This window comes from Achromobacter sp. B7, assembly GCF_003600685.1.
Lineage (GTDB): Bacteria > Pseudomonadota > Gammaproteobacteria > Burkholderiales > Burkholderiaceae_B > Achromobacter > Achromobacter spanius_B.
This window is the reverse complement of record NZ_CP032084.1, coordinates 2,887,220-2,912,962: the sequence shown is the minus strand read 5'-3', so window position 1 is coordinate 2,912,962 and position 25,743 is coordinate 2,887,220. Positions and strand designations below refer to the sequence as shown.

General features: G+C 64.9%; 22 protein-coding genes. 16 read left to right on the top strand and 6 right to left on the bottom strand.

The window, feature by feature from the left end; genetic code table 11:
- Positions 1-4 precede the first annotated feature (4 nt).
- Positions 5-961 (top strand): hypothetical protein, encoded by a 957-nt coding sequence (locus DVB37_RS13165; RefSeq protein WP_162941208.1) that lies wholly within the window; start codon positions 5-7, stop codon positions 959-961.
- Entirely contained in the window at positions 955-2,001 is a 1,047-nt protein-coding gene (locus DVB37_RS13160; protein WP_120155511.1) for a hypothetical protein, read from the top strand. The genes DVB37_RS13165 and DVB37_RS13160 overlap by 7 nt, the downstream gene beginning before the upstream one ends.
- Here the strand turns inward: DVB37_RS13160 and DVB37_RS13155 are convergent.
- On the bottom strand, positions 1,989-3,257 hold the full coding sequence (locus DVB37_RS13155) for an MFS transporter (protein ID WP_120155509.1): 1,269 nt from the start codon (positions 3,255-3,257) through the stop codon (positions 1,989-1,991). The genes DVB37_RS13160 and DVB37_RS13155 overlap by 13 nt on opposite strands.
- 107 nt (positions 3,258-3,364) lie before the next feature.
- Here DVB37_RS13155 and DVB37_RS13150 point away from each other — a divergent pair, with 107 nt between their 5' ends.
- On the top strand, positions 3,365-4,285 hold the full coding sequence (locus DVB37_RS13150; protein WP_104143951.1) for a LysR family transcriptional regulator: 921 nt from the start codon (positions 3,365-3,367) through the stop codon (positions 4,283-4,285).
- A 126-nt stretch (positions 4,286-4,411) separates the two neighbouring features.
- Positions 4,412-6,061, top strand: coding sequence for a mucoidy inhibitor MuiA family protein (locus tag DVB37_RS13145; RefSeq protein WP_240434104.1), 1,650 nt, complete (start codon positions 4,412-4,414; stop codon positions 6,059-6,061).
- Positions 6,062-6,085: 24 nt separating this feature from the next.
- Here DVB37_RS13145 and DVB37_RS13140 read toward each other — a convergent pair whose 3' ends face one another.
- The gene (locus DVB37_RS13140) at positions 6,086-7,303 is read right to left on the bottom strand and encodes an EAL domain-containing protein (protein ID WP_120155504.1); all 1,218 of its coding nucleotides are present in this window, start codon (positions 7,301-7,303) and stop codon (positions 6,086-6,088) included.
- Positions 7,304-7,607: 304 nt separating this feature from the next.
- Here DVB37_RS13140 and DVB37_RS13135 point away from each other — a divergent pair, with 304 nt between their 5' ends.
- Positions 7,608-8,741 carry a 3-deoxy-7-phosphoheptulonate synthase gene (locus tag DVB37_RS13135; protein WP_120155501.1) on the top strand — a complete coding sequence of 378 codons (1,134 nt, stop codon included), beginning with the start codon at positions 7,608-7,610 and terminating at the stop codon, positions 8,739-8,741.
- 66 nt (positions 8,742-8,807) lie between these two features.
- Here the strand turns inward: DVB37_RS13135 and DVB37_RS13130 are convergent, their stop codons facing one another.
- On the bottom strand, positions 8,808-10,046 hold the full coding sequence (locus DVB37_RS13130; RefSeq protein WP_120155498.1) for an FAD-binding oxidoreductase: 1,239 nt from the start codon (positions 10,044-10,046) through the stop codon (positions 8,808-8,810).
- Between the two features lie 210 nt (positions 10,047-10,256).
- Here DVB37_RS13130 and DVB37_RS13125 point away from each other — a divergent pair, with 210 nt between their 5' ends.
- The 7 genes from DVB37_RS13125 (at position 10,257) to DVB37_RS13095 (ending at position 18,333) form a co-directional block, all read left to right on the top strand.
- Positions 10,257-10,742 carry a hypothetical protein gene (locus DVB37_RS13125; protein ID WP_046806321.1) on the top strand — a complete coding sequence of 162 codons (486 nt, stop codon included), beginning with the start codon at positions 10,257-10,259 and terminating at the stop codon, positions 10,740-10,742.
- A gap of 342 nt (positions 10,743-11,084) precedes the next feature.
- Positions 11,085-11,804 (top strand): response regulator transcription factor, encoded by a 720-nt coding sequence (locus DVB37_RS13120; protein ID WP_046806276.1) that lies wholly within the window; start codon positions 11,085-11,087, stop codon positions 11,802-11,804.
- Positions 11,805-11,823: 19 nt separating this feature from the next.
- Complete coding sequence (locus DVB37_RS13115; protein ID WP_120155494.1) at positions 11,824-12,693, top strand: CoA ester lyase; 870 nt, start codon at positions 11,824-11,826, stop codon at positions 12,691-12,693.
- A 389-nt stretch (positions 12,694-13,082) separates the two neighbouring features.
- Entirely contained in the window at positions 13,083-14,714 is a 1,632-nt protein-coding gene (locus tag DVB37_RS13110; RefSeq protein ID WP_120155490.1) for an ATP-binding cassette domain-containing protein, read from the top strand.
- Between the two features lie 110 nt (positions 14,715-14,824).
- Positions 14,825-15,694: an archaetidylserine decarboxylase gene (gene asd, locus DVB37_RS13105; protein WP_120155488.1), complete on the top strand. Its 870-nt coding sequence runs from the start codon at positions 14,825-14,827 to the stop codon at positions 15,692-15,694.
- Between the two features lie 263 nt (positions 15,695-15,957).
- Positions 15,958-17,112 (top strand): alpha-hydroxy acid oxidase, encoded by a 1,155-nt coding sequence (locus DVB37_RS13100; RefSeq protein WP_162941326.1) that lies wholly within the window; start codon positions 15,958-15,960, stop codon positions 17,110-17,112.
- Between the two features lie 51 nt (positions 17,113-17,163).
- Positions 17,164-18,333, top strand: coding sequence for a metallophosphoesterase (locus DVB37_RS13095; protein WP_120155482.1), 1,170 nt, complete (start codon positions 17,164-17,166; stop codon positions 18,331-18,333).
- Positions 18,334-18,495: 162 nt separating this feature from the next.
- Here DVB37_RS13095 and DVB37_RS13090 read toward each other — a convergent pair whose 3' ends face one another.
- Positions 18,496-18,966, bottom strand: a complete 471-nt coding sequence (locus tag DVB37_RS13090) for an Lrp/AsnC family transcriptional regulator (protein WP_046806281.1) — start codon at positions 18,964-18,966, stop codon at positions 18,496-18,498.
- 92 nt (positions 18,967-19,058) lie between these two features.
- On the opposite strand from DVB37_RS13090, the gene DVB37_RS13085 reads away from it, so the two are divergent.
- On the top strand, positions 19,059-20,255 hold the full coding sequence (locus tag DVB37_RS13085) for an MFS transporter (protein WP_120155479.1): 1,197 nt from the start codon (positions 19,059-19,061) through the stop codon (positions 20,253-20,255).
- Positions 20,256-20,378: 123 nt separating this feature from the next.
- Here DVB37_RS13085 and DVB37_RS13080 read toward each other — a convergent pair whose 3' ends face one another.
- A complete protein-coding gene (locus DVB37_RS13080; protein ID WP_120155476.1) occupies positions 20,379-21,200 on the bottom strand; it encodes a MetQ/NlpA family ABC transporter substrate-binding protein in 822 nt (273 codons plus the stop codon).
- Between the two features lie 107 nt (positions 21,201-21,307).
- On the opposite strand from DVB37_RS13080, the gene rocF reads away from it, so the two are divergent.
- A complete protein-coding gene (rocF, locus tag DVB37_RS13075; protein ID WP_185975346.1) occupies positions 21,308-22,273 on the top strand; it encodes an arginase in 966 nt (321 codons plus the stop codon).
- 106 nt (positions 22,274-22,379) lie between these two features.
- Here rocF and DVB37_RS13070 read toward each other — a convergent pair whose 3' ends face one another.
- The gene (locus tag DVB37_RS13070; protein ID WP_104143938.1) at positions 22,380-23,120 is read right to left on the bottom strand and encodes an IclR family transcriptional regulator; all 741 of its coding nucleotides are present in this window, start codon (positions 23,118-23,120) and stop codon (positions 22,380-22,382) included.
- Between the two features lie 228 nt (positions 23,121-23,348).
- On the opposite strand from DVB37_RS13070, the gene DVB37_RS13065 reads away from it, so the two are divergent.
- Together DVB37_RS13065 and DVB37_RS13060 are read left to right on the top strand one after the other, a co-directional pair.
- Entirely contained in the window at positions 23,349-24,557 is a 1,209-nt protein-coding gene (locus DVB37_RS13065) for an ABC transporter substrate-binding protein (RefSeq protein WP_046806284.1), read from the top strand.
- A gap of 64 nt (positions 24,558-24,621) precedes the next feature.
- Positions 24,622-25,683 carry an alcohol dehydrogenase gene (locus tag DVB37_RS13060; RefSeq protein ID WP_120155474.1) on the top strand — a complete coding sequence of 354 codons (1,062 nt, stop codon included), beginning with the start codon at positions 24,622-24,624 and terminating at the stop codon, positions 25,681-25,683.
- Positions 25,684-25,743: the final 60 nt, after the last annotated feature.

Below are 25,743 nucleotides of genomic sequence, written 5' to 3'. Positions count from 1 at the left end.
TGGATTGACTTTGGGGAATGCGCTGAATGCGACTGGCAAGGTTTTGGGGGTGGGCGCGGCTGGGGCGACGATGACGAGGTTTTGGTTCGAGAAACAGCGGGACTTGGCGAAGGTGCGGGGGGAGACGGGGGTGGCTGCTGCGTTTGATGGGGCGGCCAAGAAGTGGGAATTGCGAGCGATTGGGGTGGCTGCTGTGGCCGCAATCGCGATTGGCGCAAAGGACTGGTGGCAGGCCGCCGTGCAAGAGCGCGGCCAAGTGGCGACCATCAGCTTCGTCAGTGGCTCAGTGCAATTTGCCGCTGGGGGGATTGGCTTCTTGCACCTGTGGGGAAAATTACGTCCTTGGGAGGTAAATAGATTGGCCAGATCAAGCTCATTACTGTTGAAAGGCACAACTGGAGTGGCTCGGCTTAACTCCGGCACGATCGGGTGGATCCTTCTTGGAATCGAAGCGCTTTATCTAGGCCTTCGCCACCTCCACCAAACCACGGTCGACGAGGCGAGGGTCGAGACATGGATCCGACGTAGCGTATGGGGCATGCCAGGCGGGCTTGAGCCCTTTGCTAGCGATGAAGAAGAGCTGCAAGAATTCCATCGCTTGTTCCAGGCGCCCAGCATGCAAAACGACATCGACGTAATGAAGGTCTTGGCTCCTTCCCTCAAATCGGGGCTAGCGACGGTATTAGGAGTGCCGGACGACGTCCGTTCGGTTTCCGTCTTCTTGCCAGGATGGCGGTCGCAAATCAGCCAGTACTCGATCAGCCAGCAGCAGGCCCCGCGCCTGGGCGAGTTCTCAGGCCGCGAGGTGCGTTACGACGACCCGGACCGAGTGACCGTGATAAACGGTGTCGGCGTCGTCAAAATTGCCACGAACGCCCTGTTCGGCACGACGACGGTGAACTATCGCCCCAATGGTTTCACGGACGCCGACTACGAGATGGAGGCCAGCTCGTCATGGTGAAAAAGCTTCGCGCCATCGACCCCGCCACCATCCCGGACGCCGCAGTCGAATTCAAGCGTCAATGCGCACGTCTCGACGAAAGCTTGTATTTCGCCGCCCTGCCCGACATTCGCTACGCCATGGATCCGGAGCAGCTATGGCTGACCGAAGACGTGTCCGATCCAGAGCAGTTCAACGAGCAATATATTGAGCCGCGCATGGAAGGGCAGATTACCTTTCTGCTGCAACTGTCGACGCTTGGCGTGTCCATGTCCGTGACCATCGTGTTCATTCTGGCCCCCCTGTTCGGGGAGTACCAGCACAAGGGCGCCCTCATCTGTATTCCTTTTTTACTGATGGCGGCGGCGGGTTTATGGTTAGGAACCAATTCTGCCATGTCGCGCATCCGATTTAATCGGCAAGCGCAATTGGTGCACGTCTCTTATGGCGATACGGTGCTGCACTTGCCATGGCGCGATGTGCGGCCCTACACCGAATTCGGGCACGGTTACACGCTACGCTTATGTTTCCCGCAGCCTTATCTTGAGACGATGCAAATGCCGTCCCAGGATCCCGAGAGCATCAGAAAGAGTAAAAGGCCGTTTATCGTCGGAGGCGACTTTGACGTGCATGATCAGACGTTCTTCGACAAGAACCTTCACCGGCTGGAGTTCATCCGCCGCTATATGGAGCACGGGCTGAAGGCAATTCAAGCCGACCCAAAATTTGTCGAGCAAGGCCTTGTCCGTAAACCCACCGGTGACAACAACGTCACCAGAACGGGCGGATGGAGCGATATCTTCAACATCTACGACATCCTCTTCAACCTCTTCACCCTCAAGCCTCTTCTCGACCGCTGGATCAAACACAAAGCCAGCACCTTTCGCTGGCCAGAAGAAGTCGAACGCCTATGCACCCCGGGCGCCGACCTATCCGCCTACGACACGCGCCCCGTCAAGTCCAGCGCCCGCTACTTCTATCGCTACGCTGGAATGGACAAGGGTGTGATCTTTGTGGATCACAAGGGGCGGCAGGTTCAGCCGCGCAATCAAGCCGGTTGACCGGCGTCCCCGCGACGTGCGCCGCTGGTGCGCCAGGCCAGGCCGGCGCTGATGGCCAATGCCAATGCCAACAAACCGCCGGCCATCGCGGCCACGCCCGGCCATTGCTGGGCCGCCCAGAAGTGGCCGCCCCAGGCGCCCAGCACGCTGGACCCCACGTAATACACCAGCAGGTACAGCGATGCAGCCAGTGCCTTGTAGCCTCGGGCCATCTGGCCCACCCAGCCGCTGGCGACCGCATGCGCCGCGAAAAAGCCGAAGGTAAACACCACGATACCGGCGATCAGGATGGGCAAGGAGTCCGACAAGGTCAGCAGCAACCCCGCCAAGGCCAGGCCTGTGGCGGCGGACAGCATGGCGCCCCGGCCGTGGCGGTCGGCAAGGCGGCCGAAAAACGTCGAGGCAAAGATGCCGACCAGATACACGACGAAGATGAAGCCGATGAAGGTCTGGCTTAGCGAAAACGGCGGCAGCAGCAGGCGGAAGCCCACGTAGTTGTAGACCGTGACAAACGCGCCCATCAGCAGGCCGCCCATGGCGAACAACGCGCATAAGGACCCGTTCTTCAGGTGCGCGCCGACACCGGCCCGCACATCGCCCAACACACCGGCCCAGCCACGCCCGCGTTGCGGCGTGAAGCGGCGCGAGGCGGGCAGCAACCACATGAACAGCGCCGCGGCCACGATGCCCACGACCCCCAGCGTGCCCATCGCGGCGCGCCAGCCAAAGTGATCCGAGACCAGCCCGGTGATGACGCGGCCGGACAGCCCGCCAAACGCGCTTCCGCTGATATACAGGCCCATCACGAAGCCCAGCGTGTCCGGTTCGACTTCCTCGGCCAGGTAGGCCATGGCGACGGCGGGGACGCCGCCCATCGCCACGCCTTGCAGCGCGCGCAGCGCCAGCAGGCTGTGCCAGTCGGGCGCCACGGCCGCGATGGTGCCCAGCGCGGCGGAAGCCAGCAACGACCAGGCCATGACGCGCTTGCGCGGCAATGCTTGGGAGAACAGGCCAACAAAGAAGATCGCGATCGCCAGCAAGCCGGTGCACAAGGACAGGACCAGGCTGCTTTGCGCGGGCGACACGCCGAAGGCGCCAGTGAACAGCGGCATCAGCGGCTGCACGCAATACAACAGCGAAAACGTGGAAAAGCCGGCTGCGAACAAGGCCCATTGCGCGCGATGCAGTTCTGGCGTGCCGCGCGCCAGGTAAGGGGCGGGCGTGGGAGTGGGAGAACTGGCGCTAGGGGCAGACATGGGAAATCTCTGAAAGACAAGCGGGCGACGCGCCCGCAGACCAAAAGTAGACTTTTCGCCTTGATATGTCCAATATATGAAACCCCTACCGTCCATACTTTAAAACGATGGAATTACGACATCTGCGCTATTTCACGGCGGTGGCCGAAGAATTGCATTTCACGCGGGCAGCGGCGCGCCTGGGAATTGGCCAGCCGCCGTTGAGCCAGCAGATTCAGCAGCTGGAACGGGAAATCGGCACACCGCTATTTCTCCGGCTTCCCCGCGGCATCGAGATGACCGAAGCCGGCGCCCAGTTCCTGGAAGACGCCCGCGCCATTCTTGCCAGCGCCGACCGCGCGATAGACACGGCCCGGCGGCTGGGACGAGGCGAGCGCGGCGCGATTACCGTGGGCTTTACGGCATCGGCCGTATTCCACCCGTACCTGCCTCGCGCCATTCGCGCTTATCGCGACCGCTATCCCGACGTGCGCATCACCTTGACGGAAAGCAACACCATTTCACTGCTGCGCGGGCTGCGCGTGGGCGAGGTAGACATCGCCTTTGTACGGCCGCCCTACCTGCTGGACGCGGAGTTCGAATCCGAACGCGTCCTGGACGAACCCATGCTGGTCGCCCTGCCCCCCGATCACGCCTTAAGCCGCCGCCGCAGCGTACCGATTGCGGCGCTGGCCGATGAGGACTTCGTGCTGTACCCGCGCCCCATCGGCGCCGGCCTGTACGACGCCATCCAGTCCGCCTGCCAGCGCGCGGGCTTTGCACCGCGCGTCATTCAAGAGGCGCCGCAAATGGCGTCCATCGTCAGCTTGGTGGCAGCCGGCGTCGGCATTTCCATCGTGCCCGCCGCCATGCGCCACATGGGCGCGCAGGGCATTGAGTATCGCCCCATCAAGGGCGACGCCCCCCACGCTTTGCTGGACATGGCCTACCGCCGCCATGACCGCTCCATGGCCGCAGGCAACGCCGTGTCGTTGCTGCGCCAACTGGCCCATCCCGAACGCGCGCAGCCGGCCGCATCGCCGCCGTAGTGCCCTGTCGCGTTTGTCATCTTCTGTAAAGCCCGCGCCTTGGACACCAGAGTAAATTGCGCTACCGCTGATCCGTCCCTGAGCCGGGACGCAGCTTCAGATATCAACCTTTTCAAAGGTGAACCCGTGCGACGTACTCTCCTGGCCTTGGCCCTTGCAACGATTCCCGGCTTGGGCGCAGCCGCCGCGCTGACCTCCGCCATCGGCGCGGTGACGGTCTATCAGGACCGCGCGGTCGTCACGCGCTCGGCCACCAGCGAGTTGGCGGCGGGCGAGCATGAGCTGACCCTGGAAAACCTGCCGGCATCGTTGCAGGAGAATTCCCTGCAAGTGTCGGCCAAAAGCACCGGCCAGGCTTCGTTGCTGGACGTCAAGGTGCGCGACGCCTTCAACGCCGACACGGCCAACGAACGCGTTCGCGCCTTGCAAGAGCAGGTGCGCAAGCTGGAAGCCCAGATGGCCGAGCTGGATGACGAGGCCGCCGTGCTGGACAACCAGCGCGAGCTGGTCTTGATGATGCAGCGCGGCGCCACCGAACCCTCCAAGGACAGCGCCCGGCTGACCTTGGAAGAACTCAAGGCCATCCAGACGCTTAGCGCGGACAGCCTGGCCAAGGCACTGGCCGGATTGCGTCAGGTCGCAACGCGCAAAGAAGCATTGGAACGCGAGCTTGCCGCATTGCAAAACCAGCTGAACGTGGTGCAAGGCCAGATGAGCCGCCGCACCAAGACCGTTACGTTGCGGGTCAACCTGGCGCGTGCGGGCAAGGTCGACCTGGCAGTGTCGTACGCCGTCGGCGGCGCGCGCTGGACGCCTGCCTATGACGCCCGCCTGCGTCCCGCCGACCGGAGCGTGGATCTGGGTTACTTCGGCGTCATTCGCCAGAATTCCGGCGAAGACTGGAACAACGTCAAGTTGACGTTGTCCACTGCCCGGCCCGCCTTGGGCGGTGGCGCGCCGACCTTGCAACCGTGGATTATCGATGTGGCCGCCCCACCGCCTCCGCCGCCGCGCCCCATCGCCGCGCCCGCGCCTGCCGTATCCAGCGAAATGGCCATGAAGCGCGCGCCGCGCGGCGCCAGCCAGGCCTATGCCGAAAGCGCACAGGCCGACGTCATGCCGGAACCGATCGACGTGCGCACCGCGCAGGTACAAAACGAGGCCACCAGCGCCTCGTTCCAGATCCAGAACCCGGCCACGCTTCCCTCGGACAACTCTACCCAGCGCGTGGCGATCGCAACCGCCAAGCTGCCGGCCACCCTGCAATATCAATCCACGCCCGCGCTGCGCGAAGCGGTATTCCTGACGGCGCAGGCCAGCAACAACACCGATTTTCCGTTCCTGGCCGGCCCGCTCAACACCTTCCTGGACGACGCGTTTGTCGCGTCCAGCGCCATGAAGGCGGTGATGCCGGGCGAAAAGGTCGAACTGGCGATGGGCGCCGACGACGGCATCTCGATCAAGCGCCAGCTGGTCAACCGCTACACCGAAAGCACGGGTTTTTCGAGCAGCGGCAAGCGGGTGACGTACGAATACAAGATCACGGTCAAGAACAACAAGGCCACCAAGGAACAGGTGTCGTTCAAGGACCGCCTGCCCGTCTCGCGCAACGAGAAAATCGTCGTCAAGCTGCTCTCGCCCGCCGACCGCGACATCAAGCGCGAAGAAGACGGCAAGCTGGTCTGGAATTGGGACCTTGAACCGGGCAAATCGCGCGAGACCGTTCTGAAGTTCTCGATCGACTATCCCGGCGACATCGACGTGTCCGGCATCTGATTGCCCCGCCCGCCGCCGGCCGCTTCAGTGCTGGCGGCAGAATTCGATGAACGCTTGCTGCTCCAGGGGGATGGACAGGCCATAGCCCTGGGCCACGTCGCAACCCAGCTCGCGCAGCAGTTGCAGGTCGCGTTCCTGCTCGACCCCTTCGGCGACCACGCGCCGGCCCAGCACCCGGCCCATTTCGATGGCCGCGGCCACCACCGCGCGCGATGCGGCTTCGCGGTGCATGTGGACGATAAAGTCCCGGTCGATCTTGAGTTCTGTAAAAGGCATGGCGGAAAACAGCCGCATCGAGGCGATGCCCGCGCCGAAGTCGTCCATGGCCAGTTCAAAGCCGCGCACGCGCAGCAGATTCAACGCGGAAGACAGCGCCAGCCAATCGTTGACGGGCTCGTCCTCGGTCAGTTCGATCTTGATCAAGCGCGCCGGCAGTCCCGCCTGCGCTACGCGCTTTTCCAGCACGGCCGGCATATCGCGAGAACACAGCGTGGACGCCGATGCGTTAATGGCGATGGGCACGGCGATGCCTTCGGCGTGCAGCGTTTTCTGCACCTCCAGCACGCGATCCGTCACGCGCAGAAACAGCATGCGATCCATGCCCAGGCGATGCGCGGCCGGCACAAAATCCACGGCGGATATGGCGCCCAGCTCGGGATGATCCCAACGCGACAGCGCTTCGGCGGCCAGCACCTTGCCGGTGGACAGGCTCATTTGCGGTTGCAACACCACGCTCATGCCCACGCCCGTGATCAAGGCCCGGCCAAGTTCGGCCTCGACCACTTCGCGGCGGATGGATGGGTGCTGGGGCGTCGTCACGTCCTCGGCGGCAAGCCCGGCCTTGATGGCCTGGTGCATGGCCGTGCGGGATACCGGCTTGGACAGCGCCTGCGCCGACGGGCAGCCGGCTTGCAGCGCCAGCCGTACATGTGACTGCAACAGCTCTTCGCTCAGGCTGCTGATCCAGATGATGGGAGGCATGCTTTTTAGCCGGCCCACATCCACCAGGCGCCGCAATTCGTTGGGCATGTGGGTGCCGTCGCCGTCGCTCATCACGATGTCGCTGATGACCAGGTCGTAGTACTGCCGGCTTAACGCGCTGACCGCTTCCGTGCTGCTGCCCAATCCGGCAACCCGCCGATATCCCAACGCCAGCAGCATGTTCTGCAGATAAGCGCGTTCAACGGGGTGATCTTCAACGAGAAGAATTCGTCGAGCGGCTCCGGCGTCGGTTTTTGGCATTCGTTTTCGTCCTAGCTTATAGGTCGAGCCCTGGCAGGCGGCCGCTGGTTCTGTTCGGGTTCCCATGCTACGGCATTCACTTGCGCTCTGTCGTCGGCGGCAAAGGGCTAAGGCAATTTCCGGGCCGATAGGCGTAGGTTTAAGAACACCCTGGCCGCAATTGCCTCGTCCCGTTGTCCACGCACAACGCACCGGCTCGTCCAGACGGACGCCGCCCCGCCGCCCGGGGGTGGGCGCGCGGGTGCGATAATGGCCGCCTTTACGCATCTTGCGCAGCTTGCGCAACCACGGCACGGAGCTTCCCTTGACCCGCATTGACGACCCCCAGCACGACCGCGAGGTCGGCACGGCCGACTCGACCCAGGACAACACGCGCACCGACGACACCCGCATCAGCGCCGTTCGTCCCCTGATTTCGCCCGCGCTCCTGCAGGACGAACTGCCCGTATCCACCGCTATCCAGACGCTGGTCGAGGAAAGCCGCGCGCAGATCGCCAACGTGCTGCACGGCCGCGACGACCGCCTGCTGATCGTCGTGGGCCCCTGCTCCATTCACGACCATGGCCAGGCCATGGACTACGCGCGCCAGTTGCGCGCCGCCGTCGATCAGCACAAGAAAGACCTGCTGATCGTCATGCGCGTGTACTTTGAAAAGCCGCGCACCACGGTGGGCTGGAAGGGTTACATCAACGATCCGCGCCTGGATGGCAGCTTCCGCATCAACGAGGGCCTGCGCCGCGCGCGCGAACTGTTGCTGGACATCAGCGGCCTGGGTTTGCCGATTGCCACCGAATTCCTGGACTTGCTCAGCCCGCAGTACATCGCTGACCTGATCGCCTGGGGCGCCATCGGCGCGCGCACCACCGAAAGCCCCAGCCACCGCCAGCTGAGCTCAGGCCTGAGCTGCCCGCTGGGGTTCAAGAATGGTACCGACGGCGGCGTGCAGATCGCAGCCGACGCCATGGTTGCCGCCAGTGCCAAGCACGCGTTCATGGGCATGACCAAGATGGGCATGGCCGCCATTTTCGAGACGCGCGGCAACCAGGACACGCATGTGATTTTGCGCGGCGGCAAGCAAGGCCCCAACTATGACGCAGCCAGCGTCGACGCCTGTTGCGCCGCCCTGCGCGCCGCCGGCCAGCGCGAACAGGTCATGATCGACTGCTCGCACGCCAACTCCAACAAGTCGCACCTGCGCCAGATCGACGTGGCCAACGACATCGCCGCGCAGCTGGCGCAAGGCGATGCGCGCATCACCGGCGTCATGATCGAAAGCCATCTGGAAGAAGGCCGCCAGGATCTGAAGCCCGGCCAACCGCTGCGCCGTGGTGTGTCGATCACCGACGCCTGCCTGGGCTGGAGCCAGACCGAACCGGTGCTGGAAACGCTGGCACAGGCGGTGCGCCAGCGCCGTTTGAAAGTGGCCGGTACGGCGTAAACACACGCCCACGGGGGGGGGCCGTCAACGCGACTGCCCTGCCCCACCGCCACCCCTGCCGCTTGCTTAGCGGCGCAATGCGTAAGGCGCGGGGTCCATGTCTGGCGTCTGGCCGGTGATCAGGCTGGCAAGCAGCTTGCCGGTCACCGGGCCCAACGTGAAGCCATGATGCGCGTGGCCGAAGGCCATCCACAACCCCTTATGCCCAGGCGCGGGGCCGATCACCGGCCTCATGTCCGGCATGCAAGGCCGGCAACCCATCCACGGTTCCTGCTCCACCGCCGCGCCCAGGGGCAGCAATTGCCCAGCCAATACCCGCGTACGCTGGATCTGGATGGGCGACGGCGGCGCATCCCGATGCGCAAACTCGGCCCCCGTGGTCAGTCGCACGCCCCGCGTCATCGGCGTCACCACAAAACCGCTGTCGATGTCCGCCACCGGATGCGACAACGTTGCGCCCGCGTCCAGCGCAAAGTGCTGGTGATAGCCGCGCTTGACCGCCATGGGAATGCGGTAGCCCAACGGCCGCAGAATATCCAGCGACCACGGGCCCATCGCCACCACTACATCGCGCGCCTGGATCCGGCCGTCATCGGCCTGCACCTGCCAACGCCCGGCGCCCGAGCCCTGAAGGGTGCGGGCGTCGCCGCGTACCAGTTGCCCGCCCCGTTGTTGAAACAGCGCCGCGTAGCCGCGCGTGACGGCGCCGGGATCCGACACGTTGACGGGGTCCAGCCAATGCACGGCACCCACCGCCCGCGCCGACAGGGACGGCTCCAGCGCCGTCAAGGCCTGCCGGTCCAGCACGCGGTAGTTCAGCGCATACGGCGCCAGCGCCTCGGCGTCGGCGATTGCCTGCGCCAGGCCGGCTTCGGTGCGCGCGGCGTCAATCCAGCCATTGCGGCGAAACAGCGGCGCCAGATTCGCGTCGTCTTTCAGCGCGTCGTGCTCGGCCACGCTGCGCTCGATCAGCGGCAGCATCGCCTCGGCCGCACGCGCCAGCCGCGTTGGCGACGAATGCCACCAATAACGCAGCAGCCATGGCGCAATGCGCGGCAGAAAGCGCACGTGGTAGCTGACGTCGGGCGTGTTGTTGCGGGCATAGCGCCACAGGCTGCGCCAATCCCTGGGAAAGGCGTACGGAATCACGCTGGCCCGTTCAATCAGGCCCGCGTTGCCATAGCTGGTTTCTTCGCCCGGCCCCTTTCGGTCCAGCAGCACCACCGAACGGCCGCGCGCCAAAAGATGCAGGGCCGTACTGACGCCGACAATGCCAGCGCCCAGAACCACAACGTCTGTTTTCATGCGCCGAATTCTGCGCTTGCGCCCCCATGTTCGGCAAGCGACGCGCATCGTAGAATCGCGCTCGTCGCTCCCCTCATCAAATTCCCGCTGCTTCGGCAAACATCTGAAACAATTGGTATCATGCGCGTCGGCATGGCCGCGTTGACCGTACGCGCCAGCCTCTTCAGATTGCCGGACGCCGTTGTCCGGGCCGCCACTTTCAAGTCAGGTATGGACAGCTCTCCCCTTATTCCCGCCGCCCTTTCCGTATCGCGCCACAGCGTATTCATCTACACCGAAGAACAGCGCGGCAACCAGCTGGTTGAATCCCCGGTCATCGGCATGCTGTCCGATATTTCCGGCTCCGAAAAACTGCTGGTGGTGCAAGACCCGCACAGCGGCTTGAAGTTCATCTACCGTGTGGATCACGAAAGCAGCAATCTGGACGCCGCCGCCATTACGGAACACGAGCCCGCGGCGTTCGACGGCAAGACCTCGGTGCAGATCAACGCCATGTCGTACCGCCTGGGCAGCGCCGAGAGCGCGATGAAATTGCTGCGGGGCAAAACGCAATGGATCCAGGACAAGGGATCGGTGTTGTCGGTGTTGCTGCAAAATGCGGCCGCCCGCAAGACCCGTTTCGCCTCGGCGCGCATCGAGCGCGACCGCATGCGCAAGGTGCCGGCGGGCGTGCCGATCGAATACCTGCCTACATAAATCGGATGGCGCCAGCCGGTCGCGCCTTATCCACAATTTCTGTGGATAAGGCAGCCGCCGATGCAAGGCGGGCGGCCTTTTGGGGGATGCGCAACGGGCTGCGCAAAGTTTGATCAGGCACGGTTTTGGCGCCGCCCGGATGGCATCCGCCAAGTTTGCCGCGCCGCCGCAACGTCGTTGGTGATATTCTCCGCAGGCGCCACGATACGAAACGTATCTGGCCGGCCACGTGCCCGCGCAAGCGGACTCTTTTCCCAAAACAGATAGCCACAGCATGTCAGCAGCCACCCGCGTGCTTGCCCTTGGATCGCGTCACGTGCGTACGCCGGCGCGTACCCCGCCGTGACCATTATCGTTGTCGACGATCACGGTGACTGGCGCGACACCATCGTCGAGACCATCCAGGACCTGGGGCTGGACAAAGCCATCCTGACCGCGGGATCGCTGGCCGAACTGGACCAACTGCTGCTGACCGTCACGCCGGGCATCCTCGTGCTGGACGCCATGCTGCCCGACGGCGACGCCTTCACCCGCATTGCGCATCTGCGGACCTGCTATCCATCGATGGGCATCATCATGCTGACCGGCCGCCTGCTCAGCGAAGACAAGGTGTCCGGCCTGAGCCTGGGCGCCGACCATTATCTGACCAAGCCCGTCAACCTGGCCGAACTGGGCGCCACCCTGGTGTCGTTGTCGCGGCGGCTGCGCGTGGTGCCCGCAACAGGCATGCACGATGCCGAATCCGATGCGTGGCGTTTTGATCCCTCGCGCCGCACGCTGGTTTCGCCCGAGCGCGTCTGCGTGGACATCACCGACACCGAATGCCGCTTGATCGGCGCGCTGATCCAGGCCGCGCCACTGCCGCTATCACGCGGGCGGCTGGTCGAAGCGCTAGGCGCCAGCGTCGACGCCTACGACACCCACAGGCTGGACGCCCACATGCATCGCCTGCGCCGCAAACTGCGCGCGCTGGCGGGCGGCGACATGGGCATCCGCACCGTGTACGGCGTAGGCTATGTCTGCACCACGCCCGTGCAGGTCGTGGGCAATTCCAAACCCTGAGCCGATCCTTCCCGATTTCATGACTTCTGCCATCCGCCCCCGCCGCTCCGTCCTCTACATGCCCGGCGCCAACGCGCGTGCGCTGGACAAGGCCCGCAGCCTGGACGCCGACGCGTTGATTCTTGACCTGGAAGACGCCGTCGCGCCCGATGCCAAGGCCCAGGCGCGCGTGCAAGTGGCCGCGGCGCTGACGGCGGGCGGCTATGGCCGGCGCGAGTGCATCGTGCGCATCAACGCGCTGGACACGCCCTGGGGGCTGTACGATGTAGCAGCCATTGCGCGAGCGGGCGCTGACGCCGTGCTGCTGCCGAAGGTGCAATCCTCCGCGCAGCTGCACGCCCTGGCCGACGCGCTGGATGCCGCCGGCGCGCCGCCGGATCTGCCGCTGTGGGCCATGGCCGAGACGCCGCTGGGCTTTCTGCGCCTGGACGCCATTGCGGCCGGCCACCCCAGGCTGGCCGCCATCGTGGTCGGCACGTCGGACCTGGTCAAGGACCTGCACGCGCGCCACACCCCGGGCCGCGAAGAAACATTGCTGGCGCGGTCGATGGCCGTCATGGCCGCGCGGGCCCACGGCCTGGCGGTGCTGGACGGCGTGCATCTGGACTTACACGACGACGCCGGTTACGCCGCCACCTGCCGCCAGGGGCGCGACCAGGGGTTCGACGGCAAGACGCTGATTCATCCCAAGCAGATCGCGGCCGCCAACGCGGCGTTTGCACCGACCGACGATGAAGTGGCGCTTGCCCACAAGCGCCTGGACGCGTGGCGCGCCGCCCAGGCCCAAGGCTTGGGCGTGGCCGTGGTGGACGGGGCGCTGGTTGAAAACCTGCATGCGCAAGAGGCCGAGCGCGTCTTGGCTTTGGCTGCCGCCATCGCGGGCGCATAGCCCGCTTCTGACGACCCAAAGCCAGCACGCGGGCAATATGCTGCTGTTTTGCCGCAACAATCAGAGCAAAACACGTCTGAATCCTGCCAGGATCCCGCTCGAATCCTGCTCACGGCACAGCGCCGGCTGCGCCAAGGCGCGCGGCCCGGTACAATAGCGCCCACGATTGGACGACGCCCCTACCCTGGGGCGTGTCTTTTTTCTATTCGCGCCCGCTGTCCTGCCGCTGTTTGGTTATTGTCTTGCCGATGTTTTGTCGCTGCCTTTGGCCGCGGCGCCGGCCACCCAGGCATTTGCGCGCGAACTCGCCCGGTTCCCTTTTTTGCGCCGCCCCTTGTGGCGGGAGCCACGCCGCGCGCTTGCCGCGCCACCCCCCTGCCCCAAGATTCATGATCCGCTTCCAACAAGTTTCACTCATGCGCGGCGTCAAGCCCTTGCTCGACAAGGTCGACCTGCTCTTGAACCCCGGCGACAAGATCGGCCTGATCGGCGCCAACGGCGCCGGCAAGTCCAGCCTGTTCGGCCTGTTGCGCGGCACGCTGCACGCGGACCAGGGCGACCTGGACTACCCGTCCAGCTGGCGCATGGCCTACGTGGCGCAGGAAACCCCCGCGCTGGACCGCCCCGCCATCGAATACGCGATTGACGGCGACGTCACCTTGCGCAAGCTGGAAGCCGAACTTGCCGCCTTGGAAGCCGAACCGGAAAGCGCCGAAAACGGCCTGCGCATGGGCGACATCTACGCCGCGCTGGCCGACGCAGATGCCTACACCGTGCACTCGCGCGCCGAACAACTGCTGACCGGACTGGGCTTCACGCAAGAACAGATGCACCTGCCGCTGACCAGTTTTTCCGGCGGCTGGCGCATGCGCCTGAACCTGGCGCAAGCGCTGATGTGCCCGTCCGACCTGCTGTTGCTGGACGAGCCCACCAACCACTTGGACCTGGACGCCATCATCTGGCTGGAAGACTGGCTCAAGCGCTATGCCGGCACGCTGATCGTCATCTCGCACGATCGCGACTTCCTGGACGGCGTGGTCAACGTCATCGTCCATATCGACGAACGCAAACTGCGCCGCTACTCGGGCAACTATTCGTCGTTTGAACGCCAGCGCGCCGCGCAACTGGAATTGGCGCAAGGCATGATGGAAAAGCAGATGCGCCAACGCTCGCACCTGCAATCCTTTATCGACCGCTTCAAGGCCCAGGCCAGCAAGGCACGCCAGGCGCAAAGCCGCATCAAGGCGCTGGCCCGCATGGAAGAGATGGCGCCCCTGCGTGCCGCCGCCGAATTCTCGTTTGAATTCCGCGAGCCGCTGCGCGCGCCCAACCCCTTGCTGACCATGGACAAGGTCAGCGCGGGCTACCGCGTGGAATGCGAAGACACGCAGGCCGTGTCCGACAAGATCATCGTGTCCGGCATCAACTTTTCGTTGCAAGCCGGGCAACGCATCGGCTTGCTGGGCATCAACGGCGCGGGCAAGTCCACGTTCATCAAGACCATCGCCGGCGACCTCACCACGTTGGCCGGCGACACGCAATTCAACAAGGGCCTGTCCATCGGCTACTTTGCCCAGCACCAGGTCGAAATGCTGCGCCACGACGAATCGCCGCTGTGGCACATGACGAAGCTGGCGCCCACGGTGCGCGAACAGGAACTGCGCAACTTCCTGGGCAGCTTCAACTTCAACGGCAACATGGCCACCAGCTCGATCGCGCCGTTCTCCGGCGGTGAAAAGGCGCGCCTGGCGTTGGCGCTGATCGTCTGGCAGCGCCCCAACCTCTTGCTGCTTGACGAGCCCACCAACCACCTGGATCTGGAAACGCGTGAAGCGCTGACTACCGCGCTGGCGCAATTCGAAGGCACCTTGATGCTCGTATCCCACGACCGCCACCTGCTGCGCGCCACCACCGATGAGTTCATCATCGTGGCCGACGGCGCCGTGCGTCCGTTCGATGGCGACCTGGACGACTACAAGGACTGGCTCTACAAAACCAAACTGGCCGCCAAAGCCGCCTGATCGCGATACAATCCCGCGAATTGCCCGCACGCGTCCTTGATGCGTCGTTTGCGAGGCGGCCTTCAACCCCGTCCCGCTGTCCGCGGGACGCGTTTTTTCAGCGCTCGTAGATGACGATCAAAGAACAACTATTTCTCGCCAGCCAGTATCTTGCGCCCCATCACCTGGTGTCGCGCTTCTTCGGATACGCCTCAGACTGCCGGGAACCCGCGGTCAAGAACTGGATGATTTCGCGCTTTGTCCGCAAGTATGGCGTCGACATGCGCGAAGCGCTGCAAGAAGACCCGTTGGCCTACGACTGCTTCAATGACTTCTTCACGCGCGCGCTGAAAGACGACGCTCGCCCGCTGGACGACGAACCCGGTTCCGTGCTCTGTCCGGCCGACGGCGCGATCAGCCAGTTGGGCGCCATCGAGCAAGGCCGCATTTTCCAGGCCAAAGGCCACAGCTACGGCCTGGTTGACCTGCTGGGCGGCGACGTTGAGCGAGCCGCGCCGTTTCAAGGTGGCGAATTTGCCACGGTCTACCTGTCGCCCAAGGACTATCACCGCGTGCACATGCCGGTGGCCGGCACGCTGCGCGAAATGATCCATGTGCCTGGCCGCTTGTTCTCGGTCAACCCACTGACGGCGCGCAACGTGCCGCGCCTGTTCGCGCGCAACGAACGCGTGGTCTGCATCTTTGATACCGAGCATGGTCCGATGGCGCTGGTGCTGGTGGGTGCGATGATCGTTGCGTCGATCGAAACCGTGTGGGCCGGCCTGGTCACGCCCTATAAGCGCCGAGTAAAAGCGGTGCGCTATGACGCCGCCGCGCGCGCGCCGATTCATCTGGAAAAAGGCGCGGAAATGGGCCGGTTCAAGCTGGGGTCCACCGCCATCGTATTGTTCGGCCCGGACCAGATCCGGTGGGCCGACACGCCGTCGGTGCTGGGCCCGGTGCGCATGGGCGAACTGCTGGCCCTGCCCAAGCATCGTTGAATGCGCTGACCCTGGCCGGGTCATTCATTAAAAGCGAATAAGTTCGTCGCCTTTTATTCGCTTTTCGCAGTCATGCTGCGTCGGTAGATTACGGACTTTCCCAGGTCCAGTCTTTCTTCCGACGCCCTACTGCCATGACGACATCCACGCTGACTATGACTCCTGCCGACACCTCGGCGGGCAACGCAGCCACGACCTCGGCCGCTCCGCCCGCCCCATCGGCGGCGACTGCCGCACAGCCGCTGCCGCGCGCGCTGGCCCGAATGCTGTCGTTGGACGATTTTGAAGCCGCTGCGCGCCGACGCCTGCCCCGCCCCATCTTCGGCTACGTGGCGGGCGCGGCGGAAGACAATCAATCCCTGCACGACAACCGACGCGCGTTCGCGCAATACGGTTTTGCGCCGCGTGTGTTGGTCGACGTGTCGAAGCGCACGCAGCGCACCGAGTTGTTCGGACGCAGCTACGACTCGCCTTTCGGCATTGCGCCGATGGGCATCAGCGCGCTGTCGGCCTATCGCGGCGACGTGGTGCTGGCCCGCGCCGCGCGCGACGCCGGCATTCCGGCCATTCTCAGCGGCACCTCGCTGATCCCCTTGGAAGCAGTCATCCAGCAAGCGCCGGGCACCTGGTTCCAGGCCTATCTGCCGGGCGATCCGGCCAAGATCGACGCGCTGGTCGAACGCGCCCGGCGCGCCGGCTACGAGACCTTGGTGCTGACTGTGGATATTCCAGTGTCCGCGAACCGAGAAAACAATGTCCGCACCGGTTTCTCTACGCCGCTCAAGCCCAGCTTGCGATTGGCGTGGGACGGCCTGACCCGGCCGCGCTGGCTGGCGGGCACGTTCCTGCGCACGCTGATGGCGCACGGCATGCCGCACTTTGAAAACTCGTTCGCCACGCGCGGCGCGCCAATCGTATCCGCGTCGGTATTGCGCGACTTCACCGCGCGCGATCACCTCAGCTGGCAGCATGTGGCCCGCATCCGGCGGCAATGGCCGGGCACCTTGATCATCAAGGGCATCCTGCATCCGCAAGATGCGGCGCTGGCCCGGCAGCATGGCGTGGACGGCGTGATCGTGTCCAACCATGGCGGACGCCAACTGGATGGCGCGATCTCGCCGCTGCGCGCGCTGCCCGGCGTGGTGGACGCGGCGGGTGACATGACCGTGATGATGGATAGCGGCGTGCGGCGCGGCGGCGATGTGCTCAAGGCCCTGGCGCTGGGTGCGCGCTTCGTGTTCGTGGGCAGGCCGTTCAACTACGCGGCGGCGGTGGGTGGCCAGGCCGGTGTCGCCCACGCCATCAATCTTTTGCGCGCCGAAGTGGACCGCAACATGGCAATGCTGGGCATCAATAGCGTGCACGAGATGAACGCGGGCTTGCTGTGGCGCGACGCAACGGCTGCCGGCGCGTCCTAAGCCCGCGGCCCGGCATAGAATGGCGTTTCCCTTGCCCGCCCCGCGCCCGCCGTGTCCCTACGCCAATCCTCGTTCTTCCTGCGCTTTTTGACCCTGGGCGCCCTGGCCCATGTCTATGTGGGCGCGCGCCTGATTCCCGACGCGCAACTGTCCGCCGCCGGCGCCGCCGCCGCCATCATCGGCTTGCTGCTGTCGTGCATCCTGATTCCGTTGGGCATGCTGGCCCGCTCTTCCATCAACCCGCCCTGGGGCGACCGCATTGCATGGGTCGGCCTCTTGGCGATGGGGCTGTTTTCGTCCCTGTTCGTGCTGACCGTCATTCGCGACGCGGCATTGCTGGTGACCTGGGGTGTGGCGTGGCTGGCTAATGCCGACCTGCCCTGGCCCGACGTGCGGCGCTACAGTGCGTGGACGGTGGCCGGGCTGGCATTGGCGGGCACGCTTGTCGGCTTCTACAACGCGCGCAGCCGGGCGCGGGTGGTCGATGTGGACGTCCCCATCGACGGCCTGCCGCAAGACCTGGACGGGTTCACCATCGTGCAGATCAGCGATGTCCACGTCGGGCCCACCATCAAGAAACGCTATGTGCAAGCCATCGTGGATGGCGTCAACGAATTGCTGCCGGACATGGTCGCCATCACCGGCGATGTGGTGGACGGCAGCGTCGAGCATCTGTCCGATCAGGCCAGCCCGCTAGGAACCTTGCGCGCCCCCTACGGCGTATACCTGGTGACCGGAAACCATGAATACTATTCAGGCGCCACGGCCTGGATTGCCGAATTTCGGCGCATGGGACTGCGGGTGTTGTTGAACGAGCATGCCGTTATTCACCCCTCGGGCCTGCCCGTGGTGGTGGCGGGCGTAACGGACTACAGCGCCGGTGCGTTCGATCCGCAGCAGCGCAGCAACCCCAAAGCCGCGCTGGCAGGCGCGCCGCCCGATGCCTGCGCCCGCATCCTGTTGGCGCATCAACCGCGCAGCGCCGCCGCCGCGCAACCGCTGGGCTATCACTTGCAGTTGTCGGGCCACACTCATGGCGGCCAGTTCTTTCCGTGGGGTTTCTTCGTGCGCTTTCAGCAGCCCTACACGGCGGGGCTGCATCGCCTGGGCAAGATGTGGGTGTACACCAGCCGGGGCACGGGATACTGGGGCCCGCCCAAGCGGCTGGGCGCGCCGTCCGAAATCACGCGGCTACGGCTGCGGGTGGCGCGGCCGGCGTAGTGAGCCTCGGCCGTCAGCTTCGGCAGTCACGTTTGACCGTCACGTTTGGCCGCTCCGTTCCGCCGTCACGTTCCGCCGTCCCGTTCTGCCGTCCCGTCCCGCCTTCACGTTCTGCCAGCGCGCGCGCTCCCCCCCCTGCACGCCGCCCTCTCCCGGTGCTTCCTAGTCCGCCACTTCCGCCGCGTTGTCGGGCAGCGGCCCGCGTTCCAGATAGCTGGTCAGCGCGATATCGCTGGTGGTGTTGGTGATGCCGTCTATCTGATGGATGCGCGCCAGCAGTAATTCCAGCGCCTGCGTGTCGCGCACCCGCACTTTCAACAGCATGGCGCTCTTGCCGGTGATGGTGTGGATCTCTTCCACCTCGGTCAGTTCGGCCAGGCCCAGCACCTGCTGCGTAATGCTCCAGTTGGCGGTGTCCACATGCACGAAAGCCAGCAATGGTCGGCCAATACGCGCGCCGTCCAGGCGGGCCGCGATGCCTTTGATCAGCCCGTCGCGCTTCAAGCGCTTGACGCGTTCATGCACGGCCGGGGCGGAAAGGTTCAATAACTTGCCCAGTTCGGCGTAACTGGGGGTAGCGTCGCCAGCCAGCAGCGTTAATAGTTTTCTGTCGCGATCGTCTAGGTCTGGCATCGGAATCAAGTTCTGCCTTACGGCATTCGAACTTTTATGGAATAAGGAGTTATCGGCGTAAACCCTTATTTTATTCCAATAAAATTCGGCGCATGCAAAATCCTGGCAATCAAACTTCGAAGCAGGCGTCGCCCGTACCCGCACTGATGTTCGCCGTCAGCGTGGTCGGGTCGAACGGCCTGGCGCTCAGTCCGATACTGACCGATGTGGCGCAGTCCTTTTCGACTTCGGCGTTAACCATCAGCACCGCCATTTCGGCCTACGGCGCAGCCACCGCCGCCAGCGCCTTCTTCCTGGCGGGTCGCATCGACCGCATCGGCATCCGCCGTTCGCTGCTGGGCGCAATGCTGGTGCTGATTGCCGCCCTGCTGCTTTCCGCCACGGCGCCGCACTGGCTGGTGCTGACCGCCGCGCAAGCCTTGGCCGGCGCCGCCGCCGGGGTGATTCTGCCCGCCGCCTACGGGTCGGCGTCGCTGGTGGCGCCTGCGGGCCAAGAGGCGCGCACCTTGGGCCGCGTGATCGCGGGGTGGTCGGTGTCGCTGGTGGCGGGCGTGCCCTTGTCCGCGCTGATCTCGGATGCCGTCGGCTGGCGTGCCACCTATGGCACGTTGGCGCTGTGCGCCACGATTGCGCTGCTTGGCCTGCGCAAGCTGCCCGAGCGTCGCGTGCAGAACGCCGCGCCGCTACGCTTGTCGCGGCTGCTGGCGCCGCTGTCCTATCGCGATGTGCCGGTGCTGTTGTTGGCCTGCCTGGCGTTCTCGTCCGCGTTCTATGGCGTGTACGCGTTTCTGGCCGACCACGTCCGGGCCTTGCTGGCGCTGTCGGCCGGTCAGGTCGGCTTCATTGCCTTCGCCTATGGCGCGGGCTTCATGCTGGCGGGTTTTGCCGGCGCGCCGCTGATCGAAAGGTTGGGACCGCGCCGCGCGTTGCCGCTGGCCCTGGCCACGATTGCCTTGGTGTATCTGGTGTTGCTGCCCGCCGCTCACGCGTTGGCGGCGGTGTTGGCGCTTGCCGTGCTGTGGGGCGCGGCCTCGCAGATCAGCCTGAACCTGCTGGTGTTGCTGCTGTCTCGCGCCCGGCCGGACGAGCGCGGCGCCGTGCTGGGCTTGAACACCTGCACCACCTACCTGGGCGCCAGCGTGGGGACGGCGGTGGCCGGCACGCTGTACACGCATATGGGCTTTGAAGCACTGGGCCTGTGCGCAGCGGCCGCCGTGGGCGTGGCAGCGCTGGGTTTGCACTGGCGCCTGAACGGGCGGCGCGCAGGTCGGCGCGAGGCTGCGGCGTAGGCGGCAGACGGGCTGCCACGCGGTCTGCGACCCAAGGGGCCACACAAGCCACACGAGCCACACGAGCCACACCAGCCACACAAGCCACACAAGCGGCCCCCGGGCAGCCGCGCAGGCCACCTTTTACCAGGGGAAGCTGATCAGGTCGCCGTAAAGACGCTTCAGGGTCGTTTTGACCTCGGGCGAGTTCTGGTAGATCGAAATGAATTTCAACAGGCGCGGGTCCTGCGCCTTGTCGGGCGTGGTCACCCAGCGGATGGCGTAGCGGCGGATGCTGGCCGGGTCCGTATTGTCGAACGCCAGCCCGTCCTTTTCGTTCAGCCCGGCCTGCTTGGCAAACGTGGTGTACGTCACCGAGGCCGTCACGTCGTCAAAGGTGCGGGCCGACTGCGAGCCTTCAATCTGCACGAACTTCAAGCGCTTGGGGTTGGCCACCACGTCTTGCAACGTGGCCTGGTGCGCCACGCCCGGGGTCAGCTGGATCAGCCCGATCGACTCCAGCAGCAATAAGGCGCGGCCGGTATTGACGGGGTCGTTGGGCACGGCAATGGTGGCGCCGTCGGGCACCGTGTCGCCCTTTTTCAGCTTCTTCGAGAACAGGCCGATGGTGGTCGAATAGCCATAGGCAATCGGCGTCAGGTTGGCGCCCCGGCGCTGGTTGAACAGTTGCAGGAATGGCTCGTGCTGAAAGAAGTTTGCATCCACCGAGCCGTCGGCCACGGCAATGTTGGGCAACACCCAGTCGTTGAATTCCACCAGCTTCACGTCCAGGCCTTCTTTCTTGGCCTGGGCAATGGCAATTTCAGTGGCTTCATTGGCCACGCTGGGAATGACGCCAATGCGCAAGGGCTTTTCCTGGGCGGCGGCGGTGGCGCACAGCACCACGGACAAAGCCGCCACGGTAGCGCCGCGCGTCAACGTTGAAAGCAAGGAATGCAAAAGCATGAGAGCCATCCAGAAGTCATGAAGAATCGGCCGGCGTGATCGGTATCGACGTGACGGCGCAGGCGCTATTGTGCAGCAGCCGGCCAAGGCGCGCGTTACTATCCGCCATGATGAACCCCACCGGAGTCCACCACTTGCACACCCCCGCCAGCTTGCCCACCCAAATCACCCTGATCGGCGCGCCTACCGACATCGGCGCGGGCGCACGCGGCGCGTCGATGGGCCCCGAGGCCCTGCGGGTTGCCAACCTGGGCCCCGTCATCGAAGCACAGGGTTTTGAAGTGATCGATCGCGGCAACCTTTACGGCCCGGCCAACCCGTGGCTGCCTCCGGAAAACGGCTATCGGCATCTGGAGGAAGTGGCGGCCTGGAACCAGGTGGTACACGATGCCGTCTATGCCGAACTGACGCTGAACCGCCTGCCGATTCTGCTGGGCGGCGATCACTGCTTAGGCATCGGGTCCATCAGCGCCGTGGCGCGCCATTGCCGCGAGTCCGGCAAAAAGCTGCGCGTTTTATGGCTGGATGCGCACGCGGATTTCAACACACATGCGCTCACGCCCACAGGCAATATCCACGGCATGCCGGTGGCCTGCCTGTGTGGGTACGGACCGGCGCAGATCACGGGCATGTCCGGTCAGACGCCCGATATCGAAGCCGGCTGGGTCCGCCAGATCGGCATACGCAGCGTGGACCAGGGCGAGAAGCGCCTGGTGCACGAAGCCGGCCTGGAAGTGTTCGACATGCGCTATCTGGACGAAATGGGCATGCGCGCCACCATGGAAACCGCCCTGGCCGGGCTGGATGCCGACACCCATCTGCACGTGAGCTTTGACGTCGATTTTCTTGACCCCGACATCGCGCCCGGCGTGGGCACAACGGTGCCCGGCGGCCCCACCTACCGCGAAGCGCAGCTGTGCATGGAAATGATTGCCGACACCGGCCTGATGCGCTCGCTGGACGTGGTGGAGCTGAACCCCGCGCTGGACGTGCGCAACAAGACGGCCGAAGTCGCGGTGGACTTGATCGAAAGCCTATTCGGTAAATCGACGTTGATGCGCCGGGGCAGCTGAGGCCCGCCGCCTGGCGCATCCCTGTTGGTGCGCCGCTGCTGGTGCGCCGCTGCTGGTGCGCACGCTGCCGGCAGCCCGGATGTACACCCCCCGCTGCTAACACTCCCTACCCCGCGCGCGCCCGCCTGATGGCGTCGGCCGCGTCCGTCAGATACGCCAGGTTCTGATCCCGCCGTTCCCACACGCGCGGGGTCGGGCCGGCCATGCACAGCGCGTACCATTCCCCGCCCAGATCCAGCGCCACGGCAAGGCCCGTCAGGTCAGCCACGCTTTCACCCACGTTGGCCGCCCAACCGCGCGTCTGCACTTGCAGAATGTCTGCCAGCAAGGCGTCGCGCGTGGTCAAGGTGCGTTCCGTGTGGCTGGCGTAGCTGACGCTGGCCAAGACGCTGTCGCGCTCGGCGGGCGGCAGGCGCGCCAGCACCGCCTTGGCCACCGCGCTGGTGTGCAGCGGCCGGCGCTCGCCGGGGCGCGCGGCGTAATGCACCGGTTGCGTGGATTCCACCACGTCCAGGAACACCACGGCGCCATCCTGGATCTTGCCCAGCATGACCGTCTCATTGGCCGCGTCGCGCAATGCCAGCAGATGCGGCCGGACCTGTTCCAGCCAGGGGTCACCCGCCTGTATCAGCGCGCTCATTGCTTGCAGCCGCGCCGTGGGGTAATAGCCGCCGCGCCGCCGCACTTCGTACAGATAGCCGCGCGCCACCAACGTGCGCACAAGCGCCAGGCAACTGGACATGGGCGCGCCCAGCCCTTGCGCCAATTCGGTTAGCGGCATGGGCCGGCGCGCCTGCGCAAAAAGCTCGATCAAGTCCAGCGTGCGGGCTACAAGTTTCACTTCCATGGTGGCGACCCCTGTGCGGATTTACCGTCGCAAAAAGTGCAAATCTGCTAGGTATTCCACTATGTTGACTTTTCATATGGGCGAACCTAAATTCTTGCACAGGAATTATCTTTCACCAATAGGAATTCCTTTTCAGCCGGCCAGAGGTCCGGCTGCCCGTCAGCGGTACCGCGTCAACACCAAAAATTCAAACCATACGGCCCGGCAAAGGGTCGGGGAGACAGACAGATGCGTATCAAACCCCTGTTGGCGGCCCTGGCCGCCACGATGGCCGCGTGCGCGGCCCATGCCCAGTCGGATGTCGTGCGCCTTGGCGTGTCCAATGACCGTTCGGGCATTTACTCGGACCTGGGCGGGCTGGGTTCCGAAATGGCCGTGCGGATGGCGGTCGAGGATTTCAACGGCAAGGTCGCTGGCAAGACCGTCGAAGTCGTGGGTGCGGACAATCAGAACAAGGCCGATGTGGCCTCGGCACTGGTGCGGCGATGGTTTGACACGCAGGGCCTGGTTGCCGTGGTGGACGGCGGCGCCAGCTCGGCCGGCTTGGCGGCCCAGGGCGTGGCTCGCGAAAAAGGCGGCACGGCGCTGATCAGCGGCGGGTTTGCCGGAGACTTTAGCGGCAAGCAATGCAGCAACCTCAGCACGCAATGGGCGCCGGACACCTACGCGCTTGCCAACGCCGTGGTCAAAAGCGTGGTCGAGGGCGGCGGCAAGTCCTGGTACTTCATCACCACCGACTACGTATTCGGCAAGTCCCTGGAAAGCAACGCCAGCCGCTTCGTGCAGGACGCGGGCGGCAAGGTGATCGGCAGTACGCGCCACCCGCTGGGGGCCATGGATTTTGCATCGTTCCTGGTGCAGGCGCAGGCATCGAAGGCGGACGTCGTGGGGCTGGCTAGCGCGGGCGGCGACCTGGTCAACCTGATCAAGCAGGCGCAGGAATTTGGGCTGACAGGCGGCAAGCAGCGCCTGCTGACGTTCCTGACCTTCATCAACGACGTGCAAGCCATGGGCTTGCCGGTAGCGCAAGGGCTGACCTTTCCCACCGGCTTTTATTGGGACGCCGACGACGACACCCGCGCCTGGACGCAGCGCTGGCAGAAAAAGATGGGCGTGACGCGCCCGCCTTCCATCGTGCAGGCGCTGAGCTACGTGGCCACCACCCACTATTTGCAGGCCGCCCAGGCGGCGGGCACCTTCGAAGGCGCCGCGGTCAACAAGAAGATGCGCGAATTGCCCATCACCACCAAGCTCATCAAGAACGCCCGCATCCGCCCCGAAGACGGGCGCGTCATCATGGACCTGTATCTGGTCGAAGTGAAAAAGCCCGCCGAATCCAAGTACCCCGGCGACTTCTACCGCATCCTGTCCACCGTGCCGGGCGACAAGGTATTCGTATCCCTGGCCGACAGCGAATGCCCCCTGGTAAAAAAGTGAATATCGTTCCCCCGCGCCCGGGTGTAGTCTGCTGGCTATAAAAAACCACGAAGGAGACCTTTCCATGAAGTGCTATTGCGTTGTGAACTTTCGCGAACCCTTGCAGGAAATGGACGCACCCACGCCGACCCCGCAAGGCACGCAGGTGCTGTTGAAGGTTCGCGCCGCAGGGGTGTGCCACAGCGATATCCACTTGTGGGAAGGCGGCTACGACCTGGGCCAGGGGCGCACCCTGGCGCTGAAAGATCGCGGCGTGTCGCTGCCGCTGACCATGGGCCATGAGACCGTGGGTAGCGTGGCGGCCGCCGGACCCGACGCGCAGGGCCTGTCCAGCGACAAGAATTACCTGGTGTACCCGTGGATCGGCTGCGGAAAATGCGCACCGTGCCAGGCGGGCATGGAGAACCATTGCAGCGCGCCGGCCTGCCTGGGCGTGCATCGCGCCGGCGGCTACGCCGACCACATCCTGGTGCCGCACCCCAAATACCTGATCGACATCGGCGACCTGGAACCGGCACAGATCGCCCCCTATGCCTGCTCGGGCCTGACCACTTATTCCGCGCTGAAGAAGATCGGCGCGGACGTATACCGCGAACATCCCGTGGTGATCTTCGGCGCGGGCGGCCTGGGCTTGATGAGCCTGACACTGATCAAGGCCCTGGGCGGCGCCGGCGCCATCGTGGTCGATATCGACCCGGCCAAGCGCCAGGCGGCCCTGGACGCCGGCGCGCTGGCCGCCATTGATGGCGCCGCGCCCGACGCCGCGCAGCAAATCATCAAGGCCGCCGGGGGCAAGCCGGTGCAGGCCGCTATCGATTTGGTTGGCGCGCCCGCCACGACGTCGCTGGCGTTCGACTTCCTGACCAAGGGCGGCAAGCTGATCATCGTGGGCCTGTTCGGCGGCGCATCGTCGTGGCCCATCGCGCTGATTCCAATGAAGGCCATGTCCATCATCGGCAGCTACGTCGGCAACCTGGCCGAATTGCAAGAGCTGATGGAACTGGTGCGCGCGGGCAAGGTGCCGCCGATGCCGGTGCACCGCCACGCCTTGGCCGAGGCCGACAGCGTGCTGGCCGCGCTGCGGGCCGGCAAGGTGGTCGGCCGCGCGGTGTTGACCAACGATTGACGGGCTGGCCGCGCCATGAAAAAGGGAGCCCCGGGGCTCCCATTTTTTTGCGGCTAGGCA